The following is a 19,384-nucleotide window of genomic DNA, read 5'->3' on the forward strand; positions in this document are numbered from 1 at the left end:
CTTGTTAAGTTCTTTTATTAAATATAATTTGTGAACTACTCGTTTAAGATCATACAAGTTTGGAAATAGTGATATTGCGCATAAAGTTGGAGGTGCCGCTTTGCTACTGGCAGAGCGGCACTTCTTTTTTGCGGATTTAAAAAAGCTGGGCCAGTTAGTTCTGACCACAGCCTTTTAGTATTATTTCAAATCTTTTTTGTATTTTTCCATATCAACCGTATCAAGTTTTGCTTTTTTCATTTCATTGATAATGGTTTGAACGCTGCTCGTGGATTTTATATTCTTTTTCACGAATGAAAGAATATCACTATTCGATGCTTTCTTTTTTGTTGCTTCGATTACACCGGCGGCAACCTCTCTCACTACATTGGAATATGATTTCCGTTGTGCGAAGTTGCTTGCTTTTTGTTGATGTTTGGAAAGAATGGATCTTCCAATTTCAGCTTGCTTTAATTCATTCCGGAAGACTTCAATTGCCTTCGTATCCATTTTGTTTTTCTTTAATTCAGCAATGATTGCGCTCGCACTGCTGCTTGACGAGAGATTCGGTTTAAGGACAGTTTCAACAAGCACGGCTTGGTCCACATTCTTCTTGGAAAGTCCGACGGTCGCTTCTTTTACAGTAGCCAAGACACTTGCATAAGATTTTGTCTTCGCATAATACGAAATAACCGCTTGGTATTGGCCGATTACTTTTGCTACTTCACTCTTGTCTGTTGCTTTCACAGAGTTCATTGTTTTAGCGAGATCTTTGCGTGCATTCATAGCCGTTGTTCCATTTTTAACTTTAGGAGCGAACTGCTTTTGTGCTTTCGAAGCTTCGCCTTTAATTTCTTTCACAACTTCCGCCACAGTTTGTCCTGGTGCAGGCTTAGTAGAAGGAACTGTCACTTCTGACTTAGGCGCTTCAGGTGCAGGTTGTGGAGCTGATGCAATTGGTGAGGTTGCTGGAGCTGGCTCCGGCTGTGATGGTGCAGGTTGTGTCGGTACCGGTGCTGGTTGAGTTGGTGCTGGCATCGGTGCCGGTTCACTCGCTACTGGCGGAGCTGATGGCGCTGTGCTTCCAACAGGCGCTTGATTGACAACAGGCGCTGGAGCCGCAGCAGTAGCGGCTGACTTCGTTACTCCAACCGATTCATTATTGAATGTATCAACCGTTTTGATTGTAAACGCATAGGATGTGCTTGGATTCAGGCTATCCACCACAAGTTCATTCCCTGTAACATTCTTAATTTTATTTCCATCCTTATAGACATTGACGGATGCAAAGTCCTGATCAGCAGGGTTCTGCCAGTTCAGCTTCACTTTCTGATGGTCAATCGCTGTTGCGGATAAGTTTGTCACTTCATTCGGCGGTGTGACATCAGCAATGGTTGTAATTTGGTAGGTTGCACCTTTTGATTCATTCCCTCGTGCATCAACCGTTTTCAGCGTCATGCTGTATGTCGTATTCGGCTTCCGGTCGGTTACTGTGATGCTCGTTTCACCCTTTGAAAGGGACTTAAACAATGTACCGTCTATATACAGTTTCGTAGAAACATAGTCCGAATCAGCCGGCTTGTCCCATCCAATCGTAAATTCCCGTTCCTTAACGGAAATAGTTTTGATGTTTGATACTTCAGCAGGTGCAGTTACATCCCCACTGTACGTAGCGAGTCCTTGGCCGAATTTCACATCATATCCTGTTGGCCCAAGGTCCTCGACTCGCTTATATAGCTCTTCCGTCAATTGTTCGTCGGTCATGTTCGGAAATTGCTGTTTCAATAAAGCCAAAATCCCTGTGACATGAGGAGTCGCTTGGGACGTTCCGCTGCTCCATGCATGGTTTCCGTTCAAATACGTACTGAGGATTTGAACTCCAGGTGCTGCGATGTCCACTGTAGATCCATAATTGGAAAAGCTCGCAAGTTGCTTGGAGGAATCTACCGCAGTCACGGCGATTGTGCTTGCATACTGCGCAGGGTAATTGACCGGTTTTGTGCCGCCGTCATTCCCTGCTGCTGCGACAACGAGGATTCCATCGCTGTCAGCCTCTTCTAACATTAACCTCATTACCGGAACATCTGACTCACTGCCTAAACTCAAGTTGAGGATGTCCATATCGTTTTGGATTGACCACTGAATACCTTCAAGGACATCGTTTAGATTACCTGTTCCGCTGGAAGGCAAGGCTTTGACTGCATATAACTGGACGTCCGGCGCGACACCTACAGTACCATAGTTGTTATTCTGAGCTGCAATGATTCCGGCAACGTGTGTGCCATGGCCATTATCATCGGAATAGGATTGTACGCCGTCTACCGTGGATACTCCTCCGGCAATTTGCAAGTCTCGATGTGCCTGGATGCCCGAGTCAATGACAGCAACTTTGACACCTTTTCCAGTGATGCCATTCGTGAAGGATGCTCCGTCTTTATTGACCGCCTGGAACCCCCAGTTCAATTCCTGTTCAGCCGTTCCCGTAATTGTTGCTGAATCAGCCAACTCAAACACTTCAGCTGTATCCTCTGTTTCAATCTTGACGTTGTGTTCAACGCTTCGGATATTTGGATCTGCTTTTAATTCATCTATTTGAGATTCATTTATGACAACAGTAATCGCTGAAATGACGCTAAATTCTGTAACGACTTCTTTAGCGGCAGCCAGCACGCTTTCTTTTCCGATTTCATTTTTATAAATAATGATGACTTCTACATCGTTTGAGGTTGGAACCGTCTCGTTCGCCGCCATTACAGGAGTAGTAGCAGCAATCATTACGGCAGATGTGGCACTAACAGAGATGATTTTGCGGAATAAATCTTGTTTATGATTCAATTATTGTTTGCCTCCGATTGTTAAATAAAGTAGGTTGTTCACAAGGATGTGATCGGCAGATTACTTGAAGAAAGTAAATTTAGTAGACTTACAGAAAAGAATATTACCATTTATAGGATAAAAACACAATCATTATTTGGAAATTAATAGGATAAAAGTCTACTGATTTTTGCGAATAAAAAACCACTCCATTTGGCATGGAATGGCAGGAGCTACTATACCGAATATTACTTTTATTCGTATCGGAGCTAAGTCGCTTTTTCTTGAGTCAAGAAAATCAAGTGTTCGTCATATACTATAAATAACCTGTATTGCGAGTTAGGTAGGTGATTGTCATAAAGATAGATAATAATAAATCGTTACTGGCAAAGAGACTGGGCGCAATGGCACAGGAGATGTTGTATTGCCAAGCGAAGGATATCCAGTATCCGGGCCGATCCACTGGCCATATCCGAAGAGCATCCGATATCGTTGGGAATGATTTGTTGGTACAGAAAGCCATTGCAAAATACTATGGATTGAAAAAATAAAAATGCTTCCGGGGTGATTCGGAAGCATTTTTGTTTAGATTGGATCCCTCTTTAGGAATGCGGTCATACAGTGGACAGCTCCCCATCCGTTCATGAGCTCGGAAAGGTCGACTTCGATGACTTCAACGTTGTGTTCCTCGAGTAGCTTTTTTGTTAAGGGATTGCCTTTAACCATTACAACTTTGCCTGGCTCGAGTGCGACGAAGTTTAAACTCATCCCAAGTTTTAATTCCTCTATGTACGGCAATTCTACAATTTCAACCCCTGCCTCATGCAGCTGGCGGATGCAATCATAGCCGACATGCCACGGGAACACCATCAATTTATTCTTGTCGATCATGTTCATATAGCCGTCGAGATGGATGGAGCCGTATGGGATTTCAGTACGGATAATGTTGGAGACGCCCATATTGCGGAGTTCGTTCTCCACTTGATGTGCGCCGGATTCATTCGTCCGCGAACCGGTGCCGATGATGACGGTATCGCGGTTCACCCACATCGCACTTGCCCCTTCGAAGTAGCCATCGCCGTTGATGGTTTTGATAATGGGGACTCCTAATTCACCGAGTTTCTTGGCAACTGCGCGTTCTTCTCCTCTACGGGCTGGAATGGAAGGACGGCACAAAATTGCGCCTTCTGGTGTCATGAATAAAAGATCACGCATGAACATCGCATTCGGCTTGTCTTTCCGTTGTTCTCCTACATAATGGACTTCTACTCCGTATTGACGATATAGGTCTGCGAGTGCATCCTGTTCTTGTCGTGCTTTTTCAGGATTGATTGCCCCACGGAATCGATACTGTTCATAATTTTCTACGGTAATCCCTTCGATTTCCGCTCCTGGTCGGTGCATAAGGACAGCTCTTAGTTTGCCAACCTCGGAATCACAATACCAATCGCCCCAGTTTTCTTTCATTTCATCGGAGAATGGGATTTCACTCGGGAACCAACGCTCCCCTTGGACCTTTAACTTCCAATTCATTTTGATGACCCCCTTAACTAAATCTGATCTTTGTATACAATTTTCTAAGTGGATTTTTGATTAGTTTCCAACCAAATGCCCCAAGTTTCCAACCATGTGGTCAAAGATTCCAACCAAATCGGAAACTTTCCAACCATTTACAAAAACTTTCCAACTAATCCATCAAACTTTCCAACCATCCACAAAAATAACCACCCCGCATGATGTGACCCCTAAAAGTTAGAGTTTTTATTAAGCAGCTGACTGGCTGGTGTGATGACGGTATTGTACCGGACTCATACCGGCCAATTTTAGCTTAATGCGCTTGTTATTATAATAATCGATATACTCTTCAATTCTTCTCTTTAACTCTTCAAACGAACACTTTGGTTCTCCGTAATACATTTCTTGTTTTAATAAACCGAAGAAGTTCTCCATCGGAGAATTATCTATACAGTTTCCCTTACGGGACATGCTTTGGAAAATCTTATGTTTCTTGAGTGTCTTTCTCCACTTTTTATGTTGATAATGCCAACCCTGATCCGAGTGGATAGTTGTCCTGTATTTTGAAACCTTCACAATTTTAATTGCTTCCTCTAGAGGTTTGATAACTAAGTCCAGGGTAGGACTATTACTTACTCCATAAGAAAGAATCTCTCCATTAAACATATCCATGATTGGATTTAAGTACAATTTGATACCTTCTAAACATTTAAACTCGGTGATATCAGTTGATAGCTTTTGATGACAGATAGTTGTGTAGAAACGACGATTAATCCGGTTCTTAGAAATTTTCCCAATCGTCCCTTTATAGGAACTATATTTACGTGATTTTCTTCTAAATTTACTGCCCTTCAGGCACAGTTTCTTCATGATACGTTGGACTTTCTTATGATTTATAGTAAGCCCCTGATTTTTTAATGCCGCGTGAACTCGACGATAACCGTAATTTCGGTTATTTTCTTCAAAAATCACCTGGATGGATTTTTCTAATTCTTGATCCGGATTCTCTTGATTCATCCTCTTAATGTGATAGTGGTAGGAGGATTCAGGGATGCCTACTATTTGAAGAACATCTTTTAATCGGAAGGTTTCTTTGAGTTCGAGTGATAGCGCTGCTTGTGCTTTTCGAGATAGCCCTCCGGATCCATCTGAAAAGCTCGCAACTTTTTTAGGTATTCTACCTCCAAGCGAAGAAGCTCGTTTTCCCGTTCCAATTCCTGTTCACGCGTCATTTCTTTTTCTTCTGTTTCGATTCTTTTCTTATCTTTATTTGACATGGAGGGCCGTCCTTTCGGTCTACCCAAGCTTTCAGCTCCTCCTTCTGAAAAGACTTTATTCCAGATTGAAATGGTGGAGGGATTCGTGATTCCGAAATGGAGGGCTGCCTCAGTTTGAGATGAACCTGTTCTTTTCATAAAGGTTAATACATCCAGCTTGAATTGAACAGAATAAGATTCCTTCTTCTCCTTCTTCATCAACGCCTCAGGTCCCAATTGTTGAAATACCTTTACCCACCCCTTAAGAGCGGTACTACTTGGAATCCCATACTTCTCAGCTAAAAGCTTATATCCCAAAGCGCCTTCAAGGTATTCTTTTACCACCATCAACTTAAATTGTTCACTATATTTAGTCATTAAAAAGCACCCAATACGAAGTGGTCATTTTCCGTTAGGAAGCTTCCGGCAAGCCGGAAGCAAACCCAATTTAATGCTCTAACACTTTACTCAAGAAGTTCCTTGCCCGCTCCGTGTCTGGAATGGAGAAAAACTTCGATGGGAGCGCTTTTTCGACTATCTTGCCGTCTGCCATGAAGACAATCTCATCACAAATTTCCTTCGCAAAACCCATTTCATGGGTTACGACTACCATTGTCATCCCACTCTTCGCGAGCTTCCGGATTGCATCCAATACTTCTTTGACCATTTCCGGGTCCAATGCAGATGTTGGTTCATCGAAGAGCATCACTTGCGGATCCATTGCGAGCGCACGAGCGATGGCGACACGTTGTTGTTGACCACCGGATAGTTTGGATGGGTAGGCATCGAATTTGTCACCCAATCCAAGGGATGTCAGCAACTCTTTCCCTTTCTGTTCCGCCTCTTCCTTACCCAATCCCTTTACCTTGCGCGGTGCCACGGTGACATTCTCCAGTGCAGTCAAAAAAGGATAGAGGTTAAAGCTTTGGAATACAAACCCGATATTCGTACGGGCTTTATTCAAATCGGTCTTCTTCGCGTGAATCTCGACACCGTCAACTACTACACTCCCGTTGTCGATTTCCTCGAGAGCATTAATCGTACGGATCAATGTACTCTTCCCTGCCCCACTCGGTCCGATCAGCGCGACGATATTCGATTTTGGGATTTCTAAGTTAATATCACTCAATACGTGCAAGTCGCCGAAGCTTTTATTCACATTCTGTATGCTGATCATGTAATTCCCTCCTTATAGTTCGCTAACTTTCAGCCGTTTTTCCATGTAACGGACAAGAAGGGAGAGGCTGAATGTCATGACAAAATAGAGTAATGCGACGAACGTCCAAATTTCAAGACTCTTGAATGTCGTCGCAACAAGGTTTTTCGCGTTCAACGTTAAGTCGACCACAGCAACTGTTGATACTAAAGAAGAGTCTTTGATTAGAATAATAAATTGCGAAGCAAGCGGTGGCAGTACCCGACGGAATGCTTGTGGCAAAATGATAAACCGCATCGCTTGCACATAGCTCATGCCTGATGAACGGGCTGCTTCCATTTGGCCCTTAGGTACGGATTGGATTCCCGAGCGGACGATTTCCGCTACGAATGCTCCGGAGAACATGGACAAACCTAAGATCGCTGAGAAATAAGAGCCTAAATTCAGGAACTGTCCGAGTACGAAGAAAATCCATAGGAGGAGCACCAATAATGGCACTCCTCGCATCACTTCGACGTAAATGCTGGAAATCGTATAGATGATTTTATTCTTCGAAATCCGTCCGAGACCGAACAGGATTCCGATTGGTAAGCTTAGTAGTAATGCATAAAATGAGATTTCAAGTGTGAGTAAGACACCTTCTATGAAGATATCCATGTTTGCCGGGATCACCGACCAGTCCATTGCATACATTGGTGCTCCCCCCTTCTAAGATGATTATTCTTCTACTTTGTCTAACCAGTCGCCGCTATTGAACCATTTCTCACGGGAAGCAAGCTCTGCTGGGCTTTCCAAGTATGAATCAAGGAATGAATTCAGCCACTGAACTGTTGCGTGGTCATTCTTCTTCACTGCAATTCCTAAGTTTTCTCCTGTAATTAAGCCTTCCACTTTACGGACTTTGTCAGGATTTTGCATGACCCAAACTGCAATAGCAGGTTCGTCATAGACAATGGCATCCGCTTTCCCCATTTGAACTGCAGTTGATGCACCTGGGAAATCATCGAAGTCTAATACTTCAGCGTTCTTGAATAGGTCTTTCGCAAGTAAGGCACCTGTTGTACCCATTGATACGGCAATTTTATTTCCTGGCTTGTCAAGGTCTTCCCATGATTTTGATGTTGTGTCGGAAGATGGGACCATTAAAGTCTGCCCTGTTTTGTAGTAAGGTTTTGCAAAGCTTACTGCTAATGCACGGTCACCACGGATTGTCGTTCCTGCGATGCTTAAGTCGATCTCACCTGTTTGAAGCGCAGGGATGAGGGCATCAAAGCTGAATTGTTTGAACTCAACTTCTACATCAATTGATTCACCAATTGCATTTGCCAAATCCACGTCGTATCCAATGAAGTTGCCTTCTGTGTCTTTCATTTCAAATGGGAAGTACCCTGGAGCGATCCCTACTACTACTTTCTTGTTTTTTACGATTTTATCGATTGTTGATGGCTGACCGCCGCCAGCTGCACCCGCATTGTCACTACATCCTGCAATCAAAAGAGCCGCTATTAACATCAAAGGCAAAAGCCATTTTTTCATCTTCTTTTCCTCCTCAGAGAGTAATTGTTTACTTGAATGACTATGAGTATAAATGAAATATTATGCATTGTAAATGGATATTTATAAATATTTATTCAAAAATTCATTGAAATACTATCATTCAATGAATAAATATACTTTTATCATGTATATTGAAACTTTTTTGGTAGTTGACTCGTACAAATTGGAAAAAGGAGGTAGAGGGGATAGAAATGAAGAAAATCATCATGATCACACTAATTGCCCTTTGTTTAACTGCTTGTACGGATAAAGAGAACACTGGTGAGAATAATATAGTTTTTAAGATTCAAACTGAGAGTGGATTAAGTGGGGAGATTAAACCCAATTACATAGGTGGATATAATGATCATTACGTGAATATATTTGCTGGCGTCGTGAATGCAAACACTTGGAGGCAAGGCACAGAAAAGGTATTTTATAAGTTTTATTCGGTTAAAGACGATTTAGCGGTTGAGGTATATCCAGGATCTATTTATGAACCGCATATCCCTAAACTCCCGGATGGGCATTATGCGGAAGTCCTGTTCGAAGAGGTGAACCGTCATGCAGAAAAGCCGAAAGAACTTTTTTCCGGAAAAATAACATCCTCTGAAGAGGGCATTGTTAAGATTCCTAAAAAATCAGAAGCGTATTTCATTTATACAATAAAAGTTTTTGATGACAACGGCGAATTCCAAGACGTTAGCTACAAACCATTGTTTACGACATATGAAGATTACCATTTTGTTTTCAATGTACGGAAGCCTATCTATGATCAGGATGAAAAAGTCACTCTGAACATTGAAAACTGGGGGCCAAACTATATTTCATACAATGAGGATGATTGGAAACTTTATAAACAGAAGGATGAAGAATGGGAGGAAGTCGAGGACTTTTTAGTACAGGATGCGATTATTGATGGTCCCGCGACTTTCCACTCATCATGGAGTCAGGCCATTCTGATTGATAAGGACTCTGAATTGCTGGGATCCGGTAGAAATGTATCAATTAATCTAAAACATATCCAATTAGAAAAAGGATTTTATAAAATCCAAGGCACGATGGGTTCTAAGAAACATGTTTTTACAGTGGAAGATGCGTTTGAGGTAAAATAAATTAGTATGACTATGCAACTCAAAATGCCCCCTTCATATAATAGGTAAAAGGGGGCACAATGGGATGAAGAATCCTTTCGTAGCGGCGCTTTTGAGCTTCTTCTGGACCGGGCTGGGGCAAATTTATAATGGCCAATTGTTCAAGGGCCTGATCTCCATCGTCATCCAGATCGTTAACGTCTTCCTCATGGTCATTGTTATCGGATTTTTGACATTCGCGATTTTCTGGCTGTGGGGAATTTACGACGCCTATACAACTGCGGAGGACATGAACAAGGGATTGAAATGAAATTATGAGTACCACTTCGCTTATGGCGGAGTGGTTTTATTTGATTGAACAAAAAAATGACCCTCGATGATGCTGAGAGTATTTTGTTGGAAACTTTTGATACTTGGTTGGAAACTTTGAGTGAATAGTTGGAATCTGTGAGTGTTTTGTTGGAAACTTGAGACACTTAGTTGGAAACTTTGCATACTTCGTTGGAATCCGCCTTAAATAACTGCTTCCACCACATTAAACCCTAATCCTTTTGCTTCTTCCGGGTCAAATTGGTTGTCCAGATGCATGCAATACACCTTCCCACGCAATTCCTCGGGGATTAACTCTGTTAATTTATTGAGCGATAGATGAACATTGCCGGGATAATCTAATTTACTTGTATCTTGGTAGAAAGCATCGATTTCCCCTGACTGGAACTTGTCCATGATTACCGAAGGAATTTCCGAACAGTCCCCGCTGTAATAAATCCTCTCACCGTCGATCTCCAACAAATAAGCATAGGCATTCAATTCGGGGACATGAGGTACATCGAACGCTTCATATGCTATTCCCATGATTTCACCTTGATTCCCCACATAGTACCCATACTGCTCGTCCTTCACGGCCATGAGCCGCAAAATCTCACGAACCTTCAACTTCTCAGGTGCGTACACATGAATACTCGGCTTCGCAAATTCACCCATGACATAGTAGCCATAGAAAATCAGATCGCCAAGTGAACCGATGTGGTCAGGATGTGTATGTGTCATTAATATGTGAACGGTGTCGACGCCTTCCAAAAGCTTTGCCCTCTGCAAACGCTCGAACGTGCTGCTCCCGCAGTCGATCATGAATAACACATTGTCTTTCTTAATAAAGGCGCCATTATTCCCAAGCGCTGTATTAAATGCACTTCCGCAGCCGATGAATTGTAGCATGCCAAGTCCTCCCTACAGTCAATTGCCTTCATTTTATTCGAATGACAACGGGACATCAACTTATGAACATTAAAAAGGAGGCACCTCTTTTGGAGATGCCTCCTTTTGCTCGTTAAATTTTAAATTTACGGATCAGCTCATTAAGGTTCTCTGCAAGGTTTGCCAAGTCATTCGAACTATTCGTGACTTCCTCCATCGAACTGCTGATTTGTTGTGTGGAAGCAGATGTCTGTTCAACGCCTGCGGCAGATTCTTCGGAAATTGCCGCCATGTCGTTAATGGATTCGCTCATCTTTTGGCTGTTATCGGAAATGTTATTGAGACTTTCAGAAACCACTTGAAGATTGTTCACCATTTCATTTACTGCCTCTTTTATTCCATTAAACGTTTCCATCGTTGTTTCAATTTGATCCGTTCCTGCCTCAACTTCACTGAATGCCACTTGCAAGGAAGTCGAGACTTCACTGGATTCTTCCTGGATCCCTTCAACAATTCCTGTAATATCCGATACGGAATCCGACACTTGTTCTGCAAGCTTTCTTACTTCATCGGCAACAACGGCGAATCCTTTTCCTTGCTCTCCTGCCCTCGCTGCTTCAATTGCGGCATTTAATGCCAACAGGTTTGTCTGATTCGCTATATCTTTAATGACCGACACGATGCTGGAAATTTGTTTGGAACGCTCGTCTAATCCTTGCACCTTCCCAACCGCTTCTTGAACGATTTCATTGATTTTGGCCATCTGGCGGTTGGAAGATTCCATCAGAAGACTTCCTTCACCTGTCATCGTTAAGACATTACTTGAGGCCTTTTCAATTTGTGCACCATTCTCATTTGCATCATTAACGGTTTCAGCAAACGAGACCATTAGCGTTGCAAGGTCCGTCGCGTTGCTTGCCTGTGTTTCAGATCCGCTTGCCAACTCTGACATAGTTGAAGAAATTTGTTGGGATCCTGAGCTTACTTCATTCGCTGACTGTGTCAATTCTTCACTTTGACTTGTTAAGGTTCCGGAAACTTCGTTTATTTCACTTAATAAACCGCGGACATTCAGATTCATCTCATTTGTGGCTGCGACTAGACTGCCGACTTCATCCTTCGTCTTCACTTGAAGCGGTTCCCTACTCAAATCTCCACTTGCAATCTGCTTCATCCACTCCATCAATTGAATGATCGGTTTTGAAATAAGGGCTGCCGTTACGAGCGCAACAATAATACTAATGACGACGGCCGCAACAGAAACGATTACAGACAGCATTAATGTGCGATCTCCGTTTTTCAGCACTTTGTTTCCTTTACTGACGATTGATTCCTCTCGGCCTATTGCCAACTCATTATAGGAGGCCATGATTTCCCGTGCTTCTAACGTAGCATTCTTGAGGTTCGTGATTGCCTCTTCTTTTGATCCCCGTTGCGCTACAGAAAATACTTCTTTTTGAATATAATTGGTCCAATCGTCTGCCTTTTTATTAGTAGCGATGAATTCCTCTTTCATTCCTCCAGCTTCTTCAAGGGTTTTGATTTGCTCGTTGCTTTTTTTCGTGTAATCGTCAAACAAATCCTTATAGCTTTCATCCTCAAACAACACATACCCACGTGCGGCAGCAATTCGGTTGGCCATACTATTTGTCAATTTCTCGTCAGCAATCAGAATCGGTAACTCTTTTGAAATGATCCCTTCTGACTCGTCATTCATCTGTTTAACTGCCAAATAATTAAAAGTGCTGAATCCTAAAAGGATAATGACGATAATTGAAAAAGCAAAAATCATTTTTGCTTTTATTGTTTTAAATTGAAAGAGCGTTTTCATATTACAGTTAGTCCTCTTTTCCCTTAAATATTTTCTATAATTCGTTTAGTTCATCCAAATCGTTTGTTGATAATAAATGATCAATATCTAATAAAGTAATAATTTTGTCTTGTAATTGAGCAAGTCCCGATATTAATGCGCGATTTGCTTCACCCACTACATTGGGTGAAGCTTTGATGAAGTCTGATTCGATATTAATTACATCTGTAGCAACGTCTACAACTAAGCCAAACTGATTCTCACCAATATGGACGATTAATATTTTCGCTTCGTCCGTTTCAATTATACCCGGGATTTGAAGCAGCTTTTTCATATCAATAACGGGTGTTATAATTCCTCTTAAATCAGCAACTCCCATTAAATAATTTGGCGTTCCAGGCAAAGACGTTACATCCATTATCTTCTCAATTGAACGCACTTGGTCAATTGTTGCCCCATAAAGCTGTTCACCCAGTTGAAAGATTATGTACTTATTGCCTAATTCCATGTGGGTTCCCCCTAAATTTAGTTAGTTTCTTCCATTGAAAACACAATATCGAAATGATCATCTTGTATTAAATGACATTTCATAAGGATAGCTTTGTGATATCCCGAAATTACTACGTCCCCTTCTAATAACGTTGGGGATGTAATATCGATTGAGATCCCGTTCACTTCCACGATTGTTGAAAAGGACCCGGCAATCATATTGCTTAATTCGGCAATAAATGAAGAAAGCATTTCACCCTCCAATTGCATGCCGTACATCGTTTGGGCGATTCTGTTAAATACCTCTTTTTCCCCCGATATTAGGATGTTCCCTTTACAATCACCGATTGTCCCCACAATCACCCCTTGACTAATCCTAATGGATTCCCCGAGCAGCCTTGGTCTTTCTAACTCTAAAATATTTGGAACAATATTCTTAACGGATGTTAATAGTCCATTTAGTAATGTCTGAAGAATGACTACCTTTGATTCTTGCCCAGAAGATACAGTTACCACGATTCATACCTCATTTCCAAAATTTCCATTACACACTCCAATCTCCCTAAGCTCGGGAAGGATTTCTATATTGGCCATCAATAAAGTTAAAAAGATAGAAAAATGTCACAAGTCTTGTTAGTTGACATTATGTTGTTCTTTTGAACTAATGCCCCATAAACTATATAGGTCTTTTATCCTTTAGTCAATATGTTATTTTGGTTATTTAGACCTTTTAATTTATAATTATTTATTCTGAAATTTTTAAAAAATAAAAAGGGCAAATCCAAGGAATACTTGGATTCGCCTACTTTTCTTTTATTCATCTTTAGCTATAATGCGTTTCCTCCACAAATCCTCCGCCGCTCCGGAGCCTAAAATAACTCCGGCTACGATGAACACCAACCCAACTAAGTGACGGACGGCAAGGACTTCACCCAAGAACAACACGGATCCCAATAGCGAGAACATCGTGTTGAAGTTAATGAAGATGGCCGCTTTTGCAGGTCCGGCAATTCCTACTGAATAGTTGTAGAGCATGTGACCGACGGCGGTACCGAAGATTCCGGATAGGGCAAAGATGAGCCAGAACACATGTGGCACTTCCGCAAATTTTAAGAGTTCACCCGGTTCCTGAACTAAACTAATGAAAAACAGGACAGTCGATCCAAACAGGAACATATACGCGGTCATGACCCGGGGGTCCAATGTACGGGCAGCTTTGCTGATGACGAGATAACTAAAGACTTGAACTAAGATCGAAATGAAAACAAAGACATCCCCGATCGATCCCGATGCGACTCCTTCCCCTCCGGCAAGTACAATCGATGATACCCCGATCAGTCCGGATAACACGCCAAGCCATTGGATTTTCGAAGGATAATTACGCAAGATTAATGACGTCAAAATAGCCGTCAATACCGGACCTGTACCTAAAATAAGCCCTGCATTTGTGCCGGATGTCTTTGTTAACCCAGCCGTTAAGAAGTAGTGGTGCCCAACAACATTCAACAAACCGCCTAGCATGATCCATTTCCATTCCTGCTTTGTCGGCAGCCGTAAGATTTTCATAGTCGCAAGGATGGCAAATACCACGATGGCTGCAAGTAAGATCCGGAATGACGTCATCGTTACTGGTCCGATTTGCGAGACTAAATACTTTAAAAGTGGTAGGTTGAATCCCCATAACATCATGACGAACACTAAGATGACATACACTTTCCACATTTTCATGAGGATTCACTTCCTTTCATTAGAACCGGTACGCCTCCCGCTTCATAAGTAAGCTGAAGAGGATGAATGCAGCAAGCGCCAGGAGCACGGGTATGGTGACCGTGTGAACGCCCAATAGATTGCCGTTTTCTGTGTTGTAAAAATGGATGGCAATATAGCTTATAATACCGGTCATCATCGATGCAATCGCTCCGTATTTATTGCCATGTTTCCAATAAAGACCAAGAACGATCGGCCAGATGAAGGCTGCTTCCAAACCTCCGAACGCGAATAGATTCAAGAAGATCAGTAGGTCCGGCGGTTGCAATGCCATTAGGAACACGATGATTCCGAGGATTGTTGTAAATCCGAATGTCATCTTCTTCACCGTTTTTTCTTCCGCATCAGGTTTAATGAAGTTTAAATACACATCCTTCACAATCGTCGAACTTACCATCAGTAGCAACGCATTGACTGTCGACATGATGGCCGCCATCGGAGCTGACAAGACGACGCCAGCAAGCCATGCCGGCAGGATTTCCAAGGCAAGCAGCGGAATGACTTTATCCGGCACGTCGATTCCCGGTAACACTGGCCTTGCAAACACGCCGATCAAGTGCATGTTGAGCATAATAAAACCGGTGACGACCGTACTGATAATGAGTGCACGATGCATCGCACGAGAACTCTTATAACTCATTGCACGAACCGCCATCTGCGGTAGACCGACAACTCCGACCCCAACTAAAATCCAGAAGGAAGATACATACGGAATCGTCAAGTTGCCATTCGCTCCGAATGGTGTGACTAAACGCGGATTTTCCGCGAGTAGATCCTCCATAATATTCGGGATTCCCCCGCCGGCAATAATAACGCCGATGAGGAGAATCAGTGTTCCAAAGAACATGACCGTCCCTTGAACGGCATCCGTGAGCGCAACTGCGCGGAATCCGCCGATAATGACGTAAACAAGAACTGAAATCGCGAAAATAAAGAGCGCTGTTGTGTAATTCAGGCCGGTGAGCGACTCGATCAGCCGTCCGCCCCCTACCCACTGAGCTGTCATTGAAGAGAATAAAAATGTAATGATGGCAATCGCCGATAATAGGACAACCCATTTACTGTTATAGCGCTTCATCAGAAAGTCGATGAGGGTCACTGCATTATATTTCCGTGAAATGATTGCGAATTTCTTCCCGATGACGAGTAGTACGAAATAGCCCGTTACGACTTGTGTCATCGATAATAAAACCCAGCCGAGCCCCATCGTGTATGCAGTACCAGGTCCTCCTAAGAAACTGGATGCACTGCCGTAAGTCGCGACAACCGTCATCGCAAGTACGAATCCACCAAGCTCACGCCCGCCTAAGAAATACTCTTGAAGAAAGCTGTTGGACATGGCAACTTTCTTGGACGCAATGTAGCCAATGTAGAACATCACCAGGATGAATAGAATAATAGGGATAAACACAGCAAAGTTCACGGTTGATCCCCCTCTCCGTCAAGCGGGATGTCTTTCAAGAAAAACTTTACGACTACTGCGACTAATAAACACATTAAGATAAAACCGACGATGCAGCTATAAAAAAACCAATCTGGTAAACCGAATATGTATGAATACTCTTCTACGGGTCGTGACCCAAGGCCATATGCAAAACCGAACCACCACGCGAAATTGATGATGGCTAGGATCACCCCGATCCACGCCTCCCGATGCGCGACCTTGTATCGCGGATCTGACTGCTTAACTTCCATTTCCTTTTCCCCCTTGAAAATTCCATACTCCATATTATACAGAATGGTGTAGAAATTAGGGAGACGAAGATTTTGGGAAGGGGGCTTCTTGCTATGCTATATGCAATAACGAGAAGCTCCGCTATGTGATGGAACTTTGCTATCTACTTTGCAAATTAGCTCCATAAAGACAATCGTCATATAACATTGATAGAGCCTAAGATGCTAATTTTAGCCTACTTTAAAACATTCCATTAATTTCCTATAACATTTCAAGAGAAACAGGGCTTTATACCTGTATATATTCCAAAATAATCATGCTACATTATATTTCGCAAATAAGAATTTGCAATAAAAATTTGGGGGAAAGTACCTTGCTTAAGAGTTTTAAAAAAGTGTTTACAACAGGTTTAGCAGCAGTTTTAACTCTTGCGATCATAGTTCCAACTGTTTCCGCTGCAGAACATCCGTTCACTGATGTCAATTCTAATTATGAAGAGGCAGTGAGTTTCCTGTATATCAATGAAATCATTAAGGGAAAGACTACAACTTCATTTGGAACTGATTCAAATCTTACCAGAGGAGATGCGGCAGTCATCTTAGCTAACGCATTAGGATTAGATGCAGAAAACGCTCCTTCTGCTGGATTTAAGGACTTAAACCCAAGGGTGAAAGGTGCAGTCAATGCATTGGCCGCTGAGGGAATTGTTGCGGGGGTAACGAAAGAGGAGTATCGTCCGGATGAATTGCTCAGCCGTGGTGCCATGGCGAAAATATTGACTCTTGGATTCTACTTAGAAGATTATGCAGTCGAAAGCCCATTCACTGATGCTGTCGGAGTATTCGCTCCTTACATCGAGTCACTGTATGGTACGGGTATTACAAACGGAAAGACTGAAACAACATTTGGTACGTATGACAACATTAAACGTGGAGAGTTCGCTAATCTACTGTACAATACCATTTGGTTCTCCATCTATGTGCCAATCGCGGATTCAGCTACGATTGTAAATCCTACAACTTTAGAGATTAACATGAGTGAACCTGCACCAGAAGAACTGACTGCAGAAGACCTCGCAGGAATGTTCCTAATTGATGGATACTTTGCTGATGGTTCTGTAAAAGAACTCGAATTTACAGGTAAATCACTTTCGGAAGATCGTTTAACTTTAACTGTTGAATTTACTGCTGAAAGCTCTTTAGACGGTAAAAAAGGTAAAATTGAAATTGACGGCATGAATGAACTGCTATTTGATTTTACTACACCAGTAGAACAACAACAGTAATTCGGAAATCACTTTTAAATGATAAAATTCAGCCCTGCTCTTCGGAGTGGGGCTTTTGTATTTTCCTATAAACAAAATAACCACCCCGCTCCATGAGCGAAGTGGCCCCATAATGCAATAGCCGCCTCGGGCGAATAGCCCGCGAGCGGCAGTGTCCAATCTATTTCCCTTCAAAAATGTAGTCCATGACACGTTCATCTTCCAAATATTCGTCTGTCAAAACGAATCCGATTGACTTGTAGAAATCGATTGCAGCGGAGTTTTCTTCGACTACACTTAACCTAACACGACTACAGTCCTCATAGTTAGAGAGCATTTCCACAGCCGCCATCATCCCTGCCCTACCATAGCCTTTCCTCTGGAAGTCGGCACCGATCATGAAGCGGGGGACCCAGTAGCGGTCGTAGTCTTCGTTGTCGGGTATGATTTCCGTGCTTAGGAATCCGACGAGGGTGTCGCCGTCGTAAATGCCATAGGGTGTGAGTTCGGGCGCAACGTAGGCCCAGGCAATGGAATTGATATTTGGTGCGACGAATGTGGTTTGGTCCTCCGCCACTTTGAGACGGACGCATGCCCCGATGTTGTCTTTTGTTACGGGTTTGAGTTGGATCATGTGTATTCCCCCTTCCCCTAAACGGTTCGCCGTTTATAGCTCGTTGTCCTTCAGGAAGTTCTGAACGACGTGGTGCGACGGGTCGTAGGGTTCGATGTTGAAGCCTTCCGCTTTCAGCCATGTGAGGATTTCGGGCAAGGCTTTGGCCGTCTGGGCCCGGTCGTGCAATAGTACGACGATGTGCTGATCGTTGGCTCGTGATTTCCGGACACCTTCCTTTACATTGGTGATGATTTTCCGGTACTCATCCACACTGTATTTCCAGTCGTTCGAATCTACGTCCCAATCCCATAGTTTGTACTTGCCTGCGACGAGCTCATTTCGCATAGCGCTTGTCACGTACGGTTTGCTTCCATACGGAGCGCGCGCGATGGTCGGGGATATGCCGGTTAGATTGTTGATTAATCCCCGAGCGGTATTCATCTCTCCGATGAACGCCTTGCTGGATGCGTAAACCTTGGAGCGGTCGTGTGTCATGCTGTGGACGCCGAGTGTGTGACCTTCCTTCGCCGTGGCTTTGACGATATTCGGATAGAGGTTGATTTGCTTGCCGACGAAGAAGAAGGTCGCTTTGACTCCATGCTTTTGGAGAGTCTCCATATTGCGCAAAGTGAAGTCATTCGGTCCATCGTCAAATGTGAGATACACGGTCGGACCGCTCACTACGGGTTTATGGTCTTCTTTCCATTTATGAATAAAATCCTTGTTGGACAAGGATGGATAGGTTTCTCGAGTCAGTCTTGCAGTCAAAATATCGGACAAGTAATCTACCTTGAATCCAGTCGCCTCACCGAAGAAGCGCACCTGGATGTAGAATTGCCCGTCGATTTCAATAATCGGGCTATCCATCAACGGTTCTCCGTTCCAAGTCGTGATCTTGGCCTCACGGTTATATGTAAACACATGTTCATGTTTTGTAATGATAATGATCGGGTGTTCATACTTTACGGCTGCATAGATGCCAGCAGCGAATTTTTCGAGAGGCGCCACCATCTTGCCGTCAACTAAACGGACTTCCCCTTTTTCGAATGAGAGAACCCGGTCATGCACCGCGATGTTGCGTTCCGGCTGTTCTTCAGCTTGTACTTCATTTGTAAATAAAAAGAATGATGCCATGATTAACATTGCGAATGCGATGATTTTTTTCAATTCTCTCTCCCCCTTATTCCATGTATATAGATTAAGAGGGCAAAGCATG

General features: G+C 42.9%; 20 protein-coding genes. 4 read left to right on the forward strand and 16 right to left on the reverse strand.

Translation table 11 applies throughout. The annotated features are described in order from the left end of the window. Positions 1-180: 180 nt before the first annotated feature. Complete coding sequence (locus tag ACFOZY_RS09215; RefSeq protein WP_378154602.1) at positions 181-2,814, reverse strand: S8 family serine peptidase; 2,634 nt, start codon at positions 2,812-2,814, stop codon at positions 181-183. A 383-nt stretch (positions 2,815-3,197) separates the two neighbouring features. Here ACFOZY_RS09215 and ACFOZY_RS09220 point away from each other — a divergent pair, with 383 nt between their 5' ends. Continuing rightward, positions 3,198-3,344 carry a hypothetical protein gene (locus ACFOZY_RS09220; RefSeq protein WP_378154604.1) on the forward strand — a complete coding sequence of 49 codons (147 nt, stop codon included), beginning with the start codon at positions 3,198-3,200 and terminating at the stop codon, positions 3,342-3,344. 34 nt (positions 3,345-3,378) lie between these two features. On the opposite strand, the gene ACFOZY_RS09225 is transcribed toward ACFOZY_RS09220, so the two are convergent. The 6 genes from ACFOZY_RS09225 to ACFOZY_RS09250 all read right to left on the reverse strand — a co-directional run bounded on the left by ACFOZY_RS09225 (position 3,379) and on the right by ACFOZY_RS09250 (position 8,256). Continuing rightward, a complete protein-coding gene (locus ACFOZY_RS09225) occupies positions 3,379-4,326 on the reverse strand; it encodes a dimethylarginine dimethylaminohydrolase family protein (protein ID WP_378154606.1) in 948 nt (315 codons plus the stop codon). 231 nt (positions 4,327-4,557) lie between these two features. Beyond that, positions 4,558-5,484, reverse strand: a complete 927-nt coding sequence (locus ACFOZY_RS09230; RefSeq protein ID WP_378156123.1) for an IS3 family transposase — start codon at positions 5,482-5,484, stop codon at positions 4,558-4,560. Then, positions 5,385-5,942 carry a helix-turn-helix domain-containing protein gene (locus ACFOZY_RS09235; RefSeq protein ID WP_378154608.1) on the reverse strand — a complete coding sequence of 186 codons (558 nt, stop codon included), beginning with the start codon at positions 5,940-5,942 and terminating at the stop codon, positions 5,385-5,387. The genes ACFOZY_RS09230 and ACFOZY_RS09235 overlap by 100 nt, the downstream gene beginning before the upstream one ends. 70 nt (positions 5,943-6,012) lie before the next feature. Further along, positions 6,013-6,741 (reverse strand): amino acid ABC transporter ATP-binding protein, encoded by a 729-nt coding sequence (locus ACFOZY_RS09240; protein WP_378154610.1) that lies wholly within the window; start codon positions 6,739-6,741, stop codon positions 6,013-6,015. A gap of 12 nt (positions 6,742-6,753) precedes the next feature. Beyond that, positions 6,754-7,413: an amino acid ABC transporter permease gene (locus tag ACFOZY_RS09245; protein ID WP_378154612.1), complete on the reverse strand. Its 660-nt coding sequence runs from the start codon at positions 7,411-7,413 to the stop codon at positions 6,754-6,756. A gap of 24 nt (positions 7,414-7,437) precedes the next feature. Then, entirely contained in the window at positions 7,438-8,256 is an 819-nt protein-coding gene (locus ACFOZY_RS09250) for a transporter substrate-binding domain-containing protein (RefSeq protein ID WP_378154614.1), read from the reverse strand. 212 nt (positions 8,257-8,468) lie between these two features. Between ACFOZY_RS09250 and ACFOZY_RS09255 the strand changes: the two genes are divergently transcribed. Both ACFOZY_RS09255 and ACFOZY_RS09260 read left to right on the forward strand, forming a co-directional pair. Next, complete coding sequence (locus ACFOZY_RS09255) at positions 8,469-9,371, forward strand: hypothetical protein (RefSeq protein ID WP_378154616.1); 903 nt, start codon at positions 8,469-8,471, stop codon at positions 9,369-9,371. A 64-nt stretch (positions 9,372-9,435) separates the two neighbouring features. Then, positions 9,436-9,660, forward strand: a complete 225-nt coding sequence (locus ACFOZY_RS09260; protein ID WP_378154618.1) for a hypothetical protein — start codon at positions 9,436-9,438, stop codon at positions 9,658-9,660. Positions 9,661-9,863: 203 nt separating this feature from the next. Here the strand turns inward: ACFOZY_RS09260 and ACFOZY_RS09265 are convergent, their stop codons facing one another. The 7 genes from ACFOZY_RS09265 to ACFOZY_RS09295 all read right to left on the reverse strand — a co-directional run bounded on the left by ACFOZY_RS09265 (position 9,864) and on the right by ACFOZY_RS09295 (position 16,341). Beyond that, complete coding sequence (locus ACFOZY_RS09265) at positions 9,864-10,568, reverse strand: MBL fold metallo-hydrolase (RefSeq protein ID WP_378154620.1); 705 nt, start codon at positions 10,566-10,568, stop codon at positions 9,864-9,866. Positions 10,569-10,680: 112 nt separating this feature from the next. Next, complete coding sequence (locus tag ACFOZY_RS09270) at positions 10,681-12,378, reverse strand: methyl-accepting chemotaxis protein (RefSeq protein ID WP_378154622.1); 1,698 nt, start codon at positions 12,376-12,378, stop codon at positions 10,681-10,683. A gap of 34 nt (positions 12,379-12,412) precedes the next feature. Next, positions 12,413-12,865 (reverse strand): chemotaxis protein CheW, encoded by a 453-nt coding sequence (locus ACFOZY_RS09275; RefSeq protein WP_378154624.1) that lies wholly within the window; start codon positions 12,863-12,865, stop codon positions 12,413-12,415. A gap of 17 nt (positions 12,866-12,882) precedes the next feature. After that, complete coding sequence (locus ACFOZY_RS09280) at positions 12,883-13,362, reverse strand: chemotaxis protein CheX (protein WP_378154626.1); 480 nt, start codon at positions 13,360-13,362, stop codon at positions 12,883-12,885. A gap of 297 nt (positions 13,363-13,659) precedes the next feature. Continuing rightward, entirely contained in the window at positions 13,660-14,574 is a 915-nt protein-coding gene (locus tag ACFOZY_RS09285) for a DMT family transporter (protein WP_378154628.1), read from the reverse strand. A 19-nt stretch (positions 14,575-14,593) separates the two neighbouring features. Next, complete coding sequence (gene panF / locus ACFOZY_RS09290) at positions 14,594-16,036, reverse strand: sodium/pantothenate symporter (protein ID WP_378154630.1); 1,443 nt, start codon at positions 16,034-16,036, stop codon at positions 14,594-14,596. Next, positions 16,033-16,341, reverse strand: a complete 309-nt coding sequence (locus tag ACFOZY_RS09295) for a YhdT family protein (protein WP_378154632.1) — start codon at positions 16,339-16,341, stop codon at positions 16,033-16,035. Before ACFOZY_RS09295 ends, panF begins: the two co-directional genes overlap by 4 nt. 320 nt (positions 16,342-16,661) lie before the next feature. On the opposite strand from ACFOZY_RS09295, the gene ACFOZY_RS09300 reads away from it, so the two are divergent. Next, positions 16,662-17,573, forward strand: coding sequence for an S-layer homology domain-containing protein (locus ACFOZY_RS09300; protein WP_378154635.1), 912 nt, complete (start codon positions 16,662-16,664; stop codon positions 17,571-17,573). Between the two features lie 160 nt (positions 17,574-17,733). Here ACFOZY_RS09300 and ACFOZY_RS09305 read toward each other — a convergent pair whose 3' ends face one another. Together ACFOZY_RS09305 and ACFOZY_RS09310 are read right to left on the reverse strand one after the other, a co-directional pair. Further along, a complete protein-coding gene (locus ACFOZY_RS09305; protein WP_378154638.1) occupies positions 17,734-18,186 on the reverse strand; it encodes a GNAT family N-acetyltransferase in 453 nt (150 codons plus the stop codon). Between the two features lie 33 nt (positions 18,187-18,219). After that, on the reverse strand, positions 18,220-19,383 hold the full coding sequence (locus tag ACFOZY_RS09310) for a polysaccharide deacetylase (RefSeq protein WP_378154640.1): 1,164 nt from the start codon (positions 19,381-19,383) through the stop codon (positions 18,220-18,222). Position 19,384 lies beyond the last annotated feature (1 nt).

It is taken from the genome of Chungangia koreensis (assembly GCF_042651785.1).
Classification (GTDB): domain Bacteria; phylum Bacillota; class Bacilli; order Bacillales_A; family Planococcaceae; genus Chungangia; species Chungangia koreensis.

What these genes read in the sequence shown, in the direction of transcription:
- ACFOZY_RS09270 (WP_378154622.1), bottom strand. Translation starts at nt 12,378, where the DNA reads ATGAAAACGCTCTTTCAATTTAAAACAATAAAAGCAAAAATGATTTTT.
- ACFOZY_RS09305 (WP_378154638.1), bottom strand. Translation starts at nt 18,186, where the DNA reads ATGATCCAACTCAAACCCGTAACAAAAGACAACATCGGGGCATGCGTC.
- ACFOZY_RS09265 (WP_378154620.1), bottom strand. Translation starts at nt 10,568, where the DNA reads ATGCTACAATTCATCGGCTGCGGAAGTGCATTTAATACAGCGCTTGGG.
- ACFOZY_RS09220 (WP_378154604.1), top strand. Translation starts at nt 3,198, where the DNA reads ATGGCACAGGAGATGTTGTATTGCCAAGCGAAGGATATCCAGTATCCG.
- ACFOZY_RS09295 (WP_378154632.1), bottom strand. Translation starts at nt 16,341, where the DNA reads ATGGAGTATGGAATTTTCAAGGGGGAAAAGGAAATGGAAGTTAAGCAG.
- ACFOZY_RS09250 (WP_378154614.1), bottom strand. Translation starts at nt 8,256, where the DNA reads ATGAAAAAATGGCTTTTGCCTTTGATGTTAATAGCGGCTCTTTTGATT.
- ACFOZY_RS09275 (WP_378154624.1), bottom strand. Translation starts at nt 12,865, where the DNA reads ATGGAATTAGGCAATAAGTACATAATCTTTCAACTGGGTGAACAGCTT.
- ACFOZY_RS09310 (WP_378154640.1), bottom strand. Translation starts at nt 19,383, where the DNA reads ATGCTTTGCCCTCTTAATCTATATACATGGAATAAGGGGGAGAGAGAA.
- ACFOZY_RS09240 (WP_378154610.1), bottom strand. Translation starts at nt 6,741, where the DNA reads ATGATCAGCATACAGAATGTGAATAAAAGCTTCGGCGACTTGCACGTA.
- ACFOZY_RS09245 (WP_378154612.1), bottom strand. Translation starts at nt 7,413, where the DNA reads ATGTATGCAATGGACTGGTCGGTGATCCCGGCAAACATGGATATCTTC.
- ACFOZY_RS09285 (WP_378154628.1), bottom strand. Translation starts at nt 14,574, where the DNA reads ATGAAAATGTGGAAAGTGTATGTCATCTTAGTGTTCGTCATGATGTTA.
- ACFOZY_RS09235 (WP_378154608.1), bottom strand. Translation starts at nt 5,942, where the DNA reads ATGACTAAATATAGTGAACAATTTAAGTTGATGGTGGTAAAAGAATAC.
- ACFOZY_RS09260 (WP_378154618.1), top strand. Translation starts at nt 9,436, where the DNA reads ATGAAGAATCCTTTCGTAGCGGCGCTTTTGAGCTTCTTCTGGACCGGG.
- ACFOZY_RS09225 (WP_378154606.1), bottom strand. Translation starts at nt 4,326, where the DNA reads ATGAATTGGAAGTTAAAGGTCCAAGGGGAGCGTTGGTTCCCGAGTGAA.
- ACFOZY_RS09255 (WP_378154616.1), top strand. Translation starts at nt 8,469, where the DNA reads ATGAAGAAAATCATCATGATCACACTAATTGCCCTTTGTTTAACTGCT.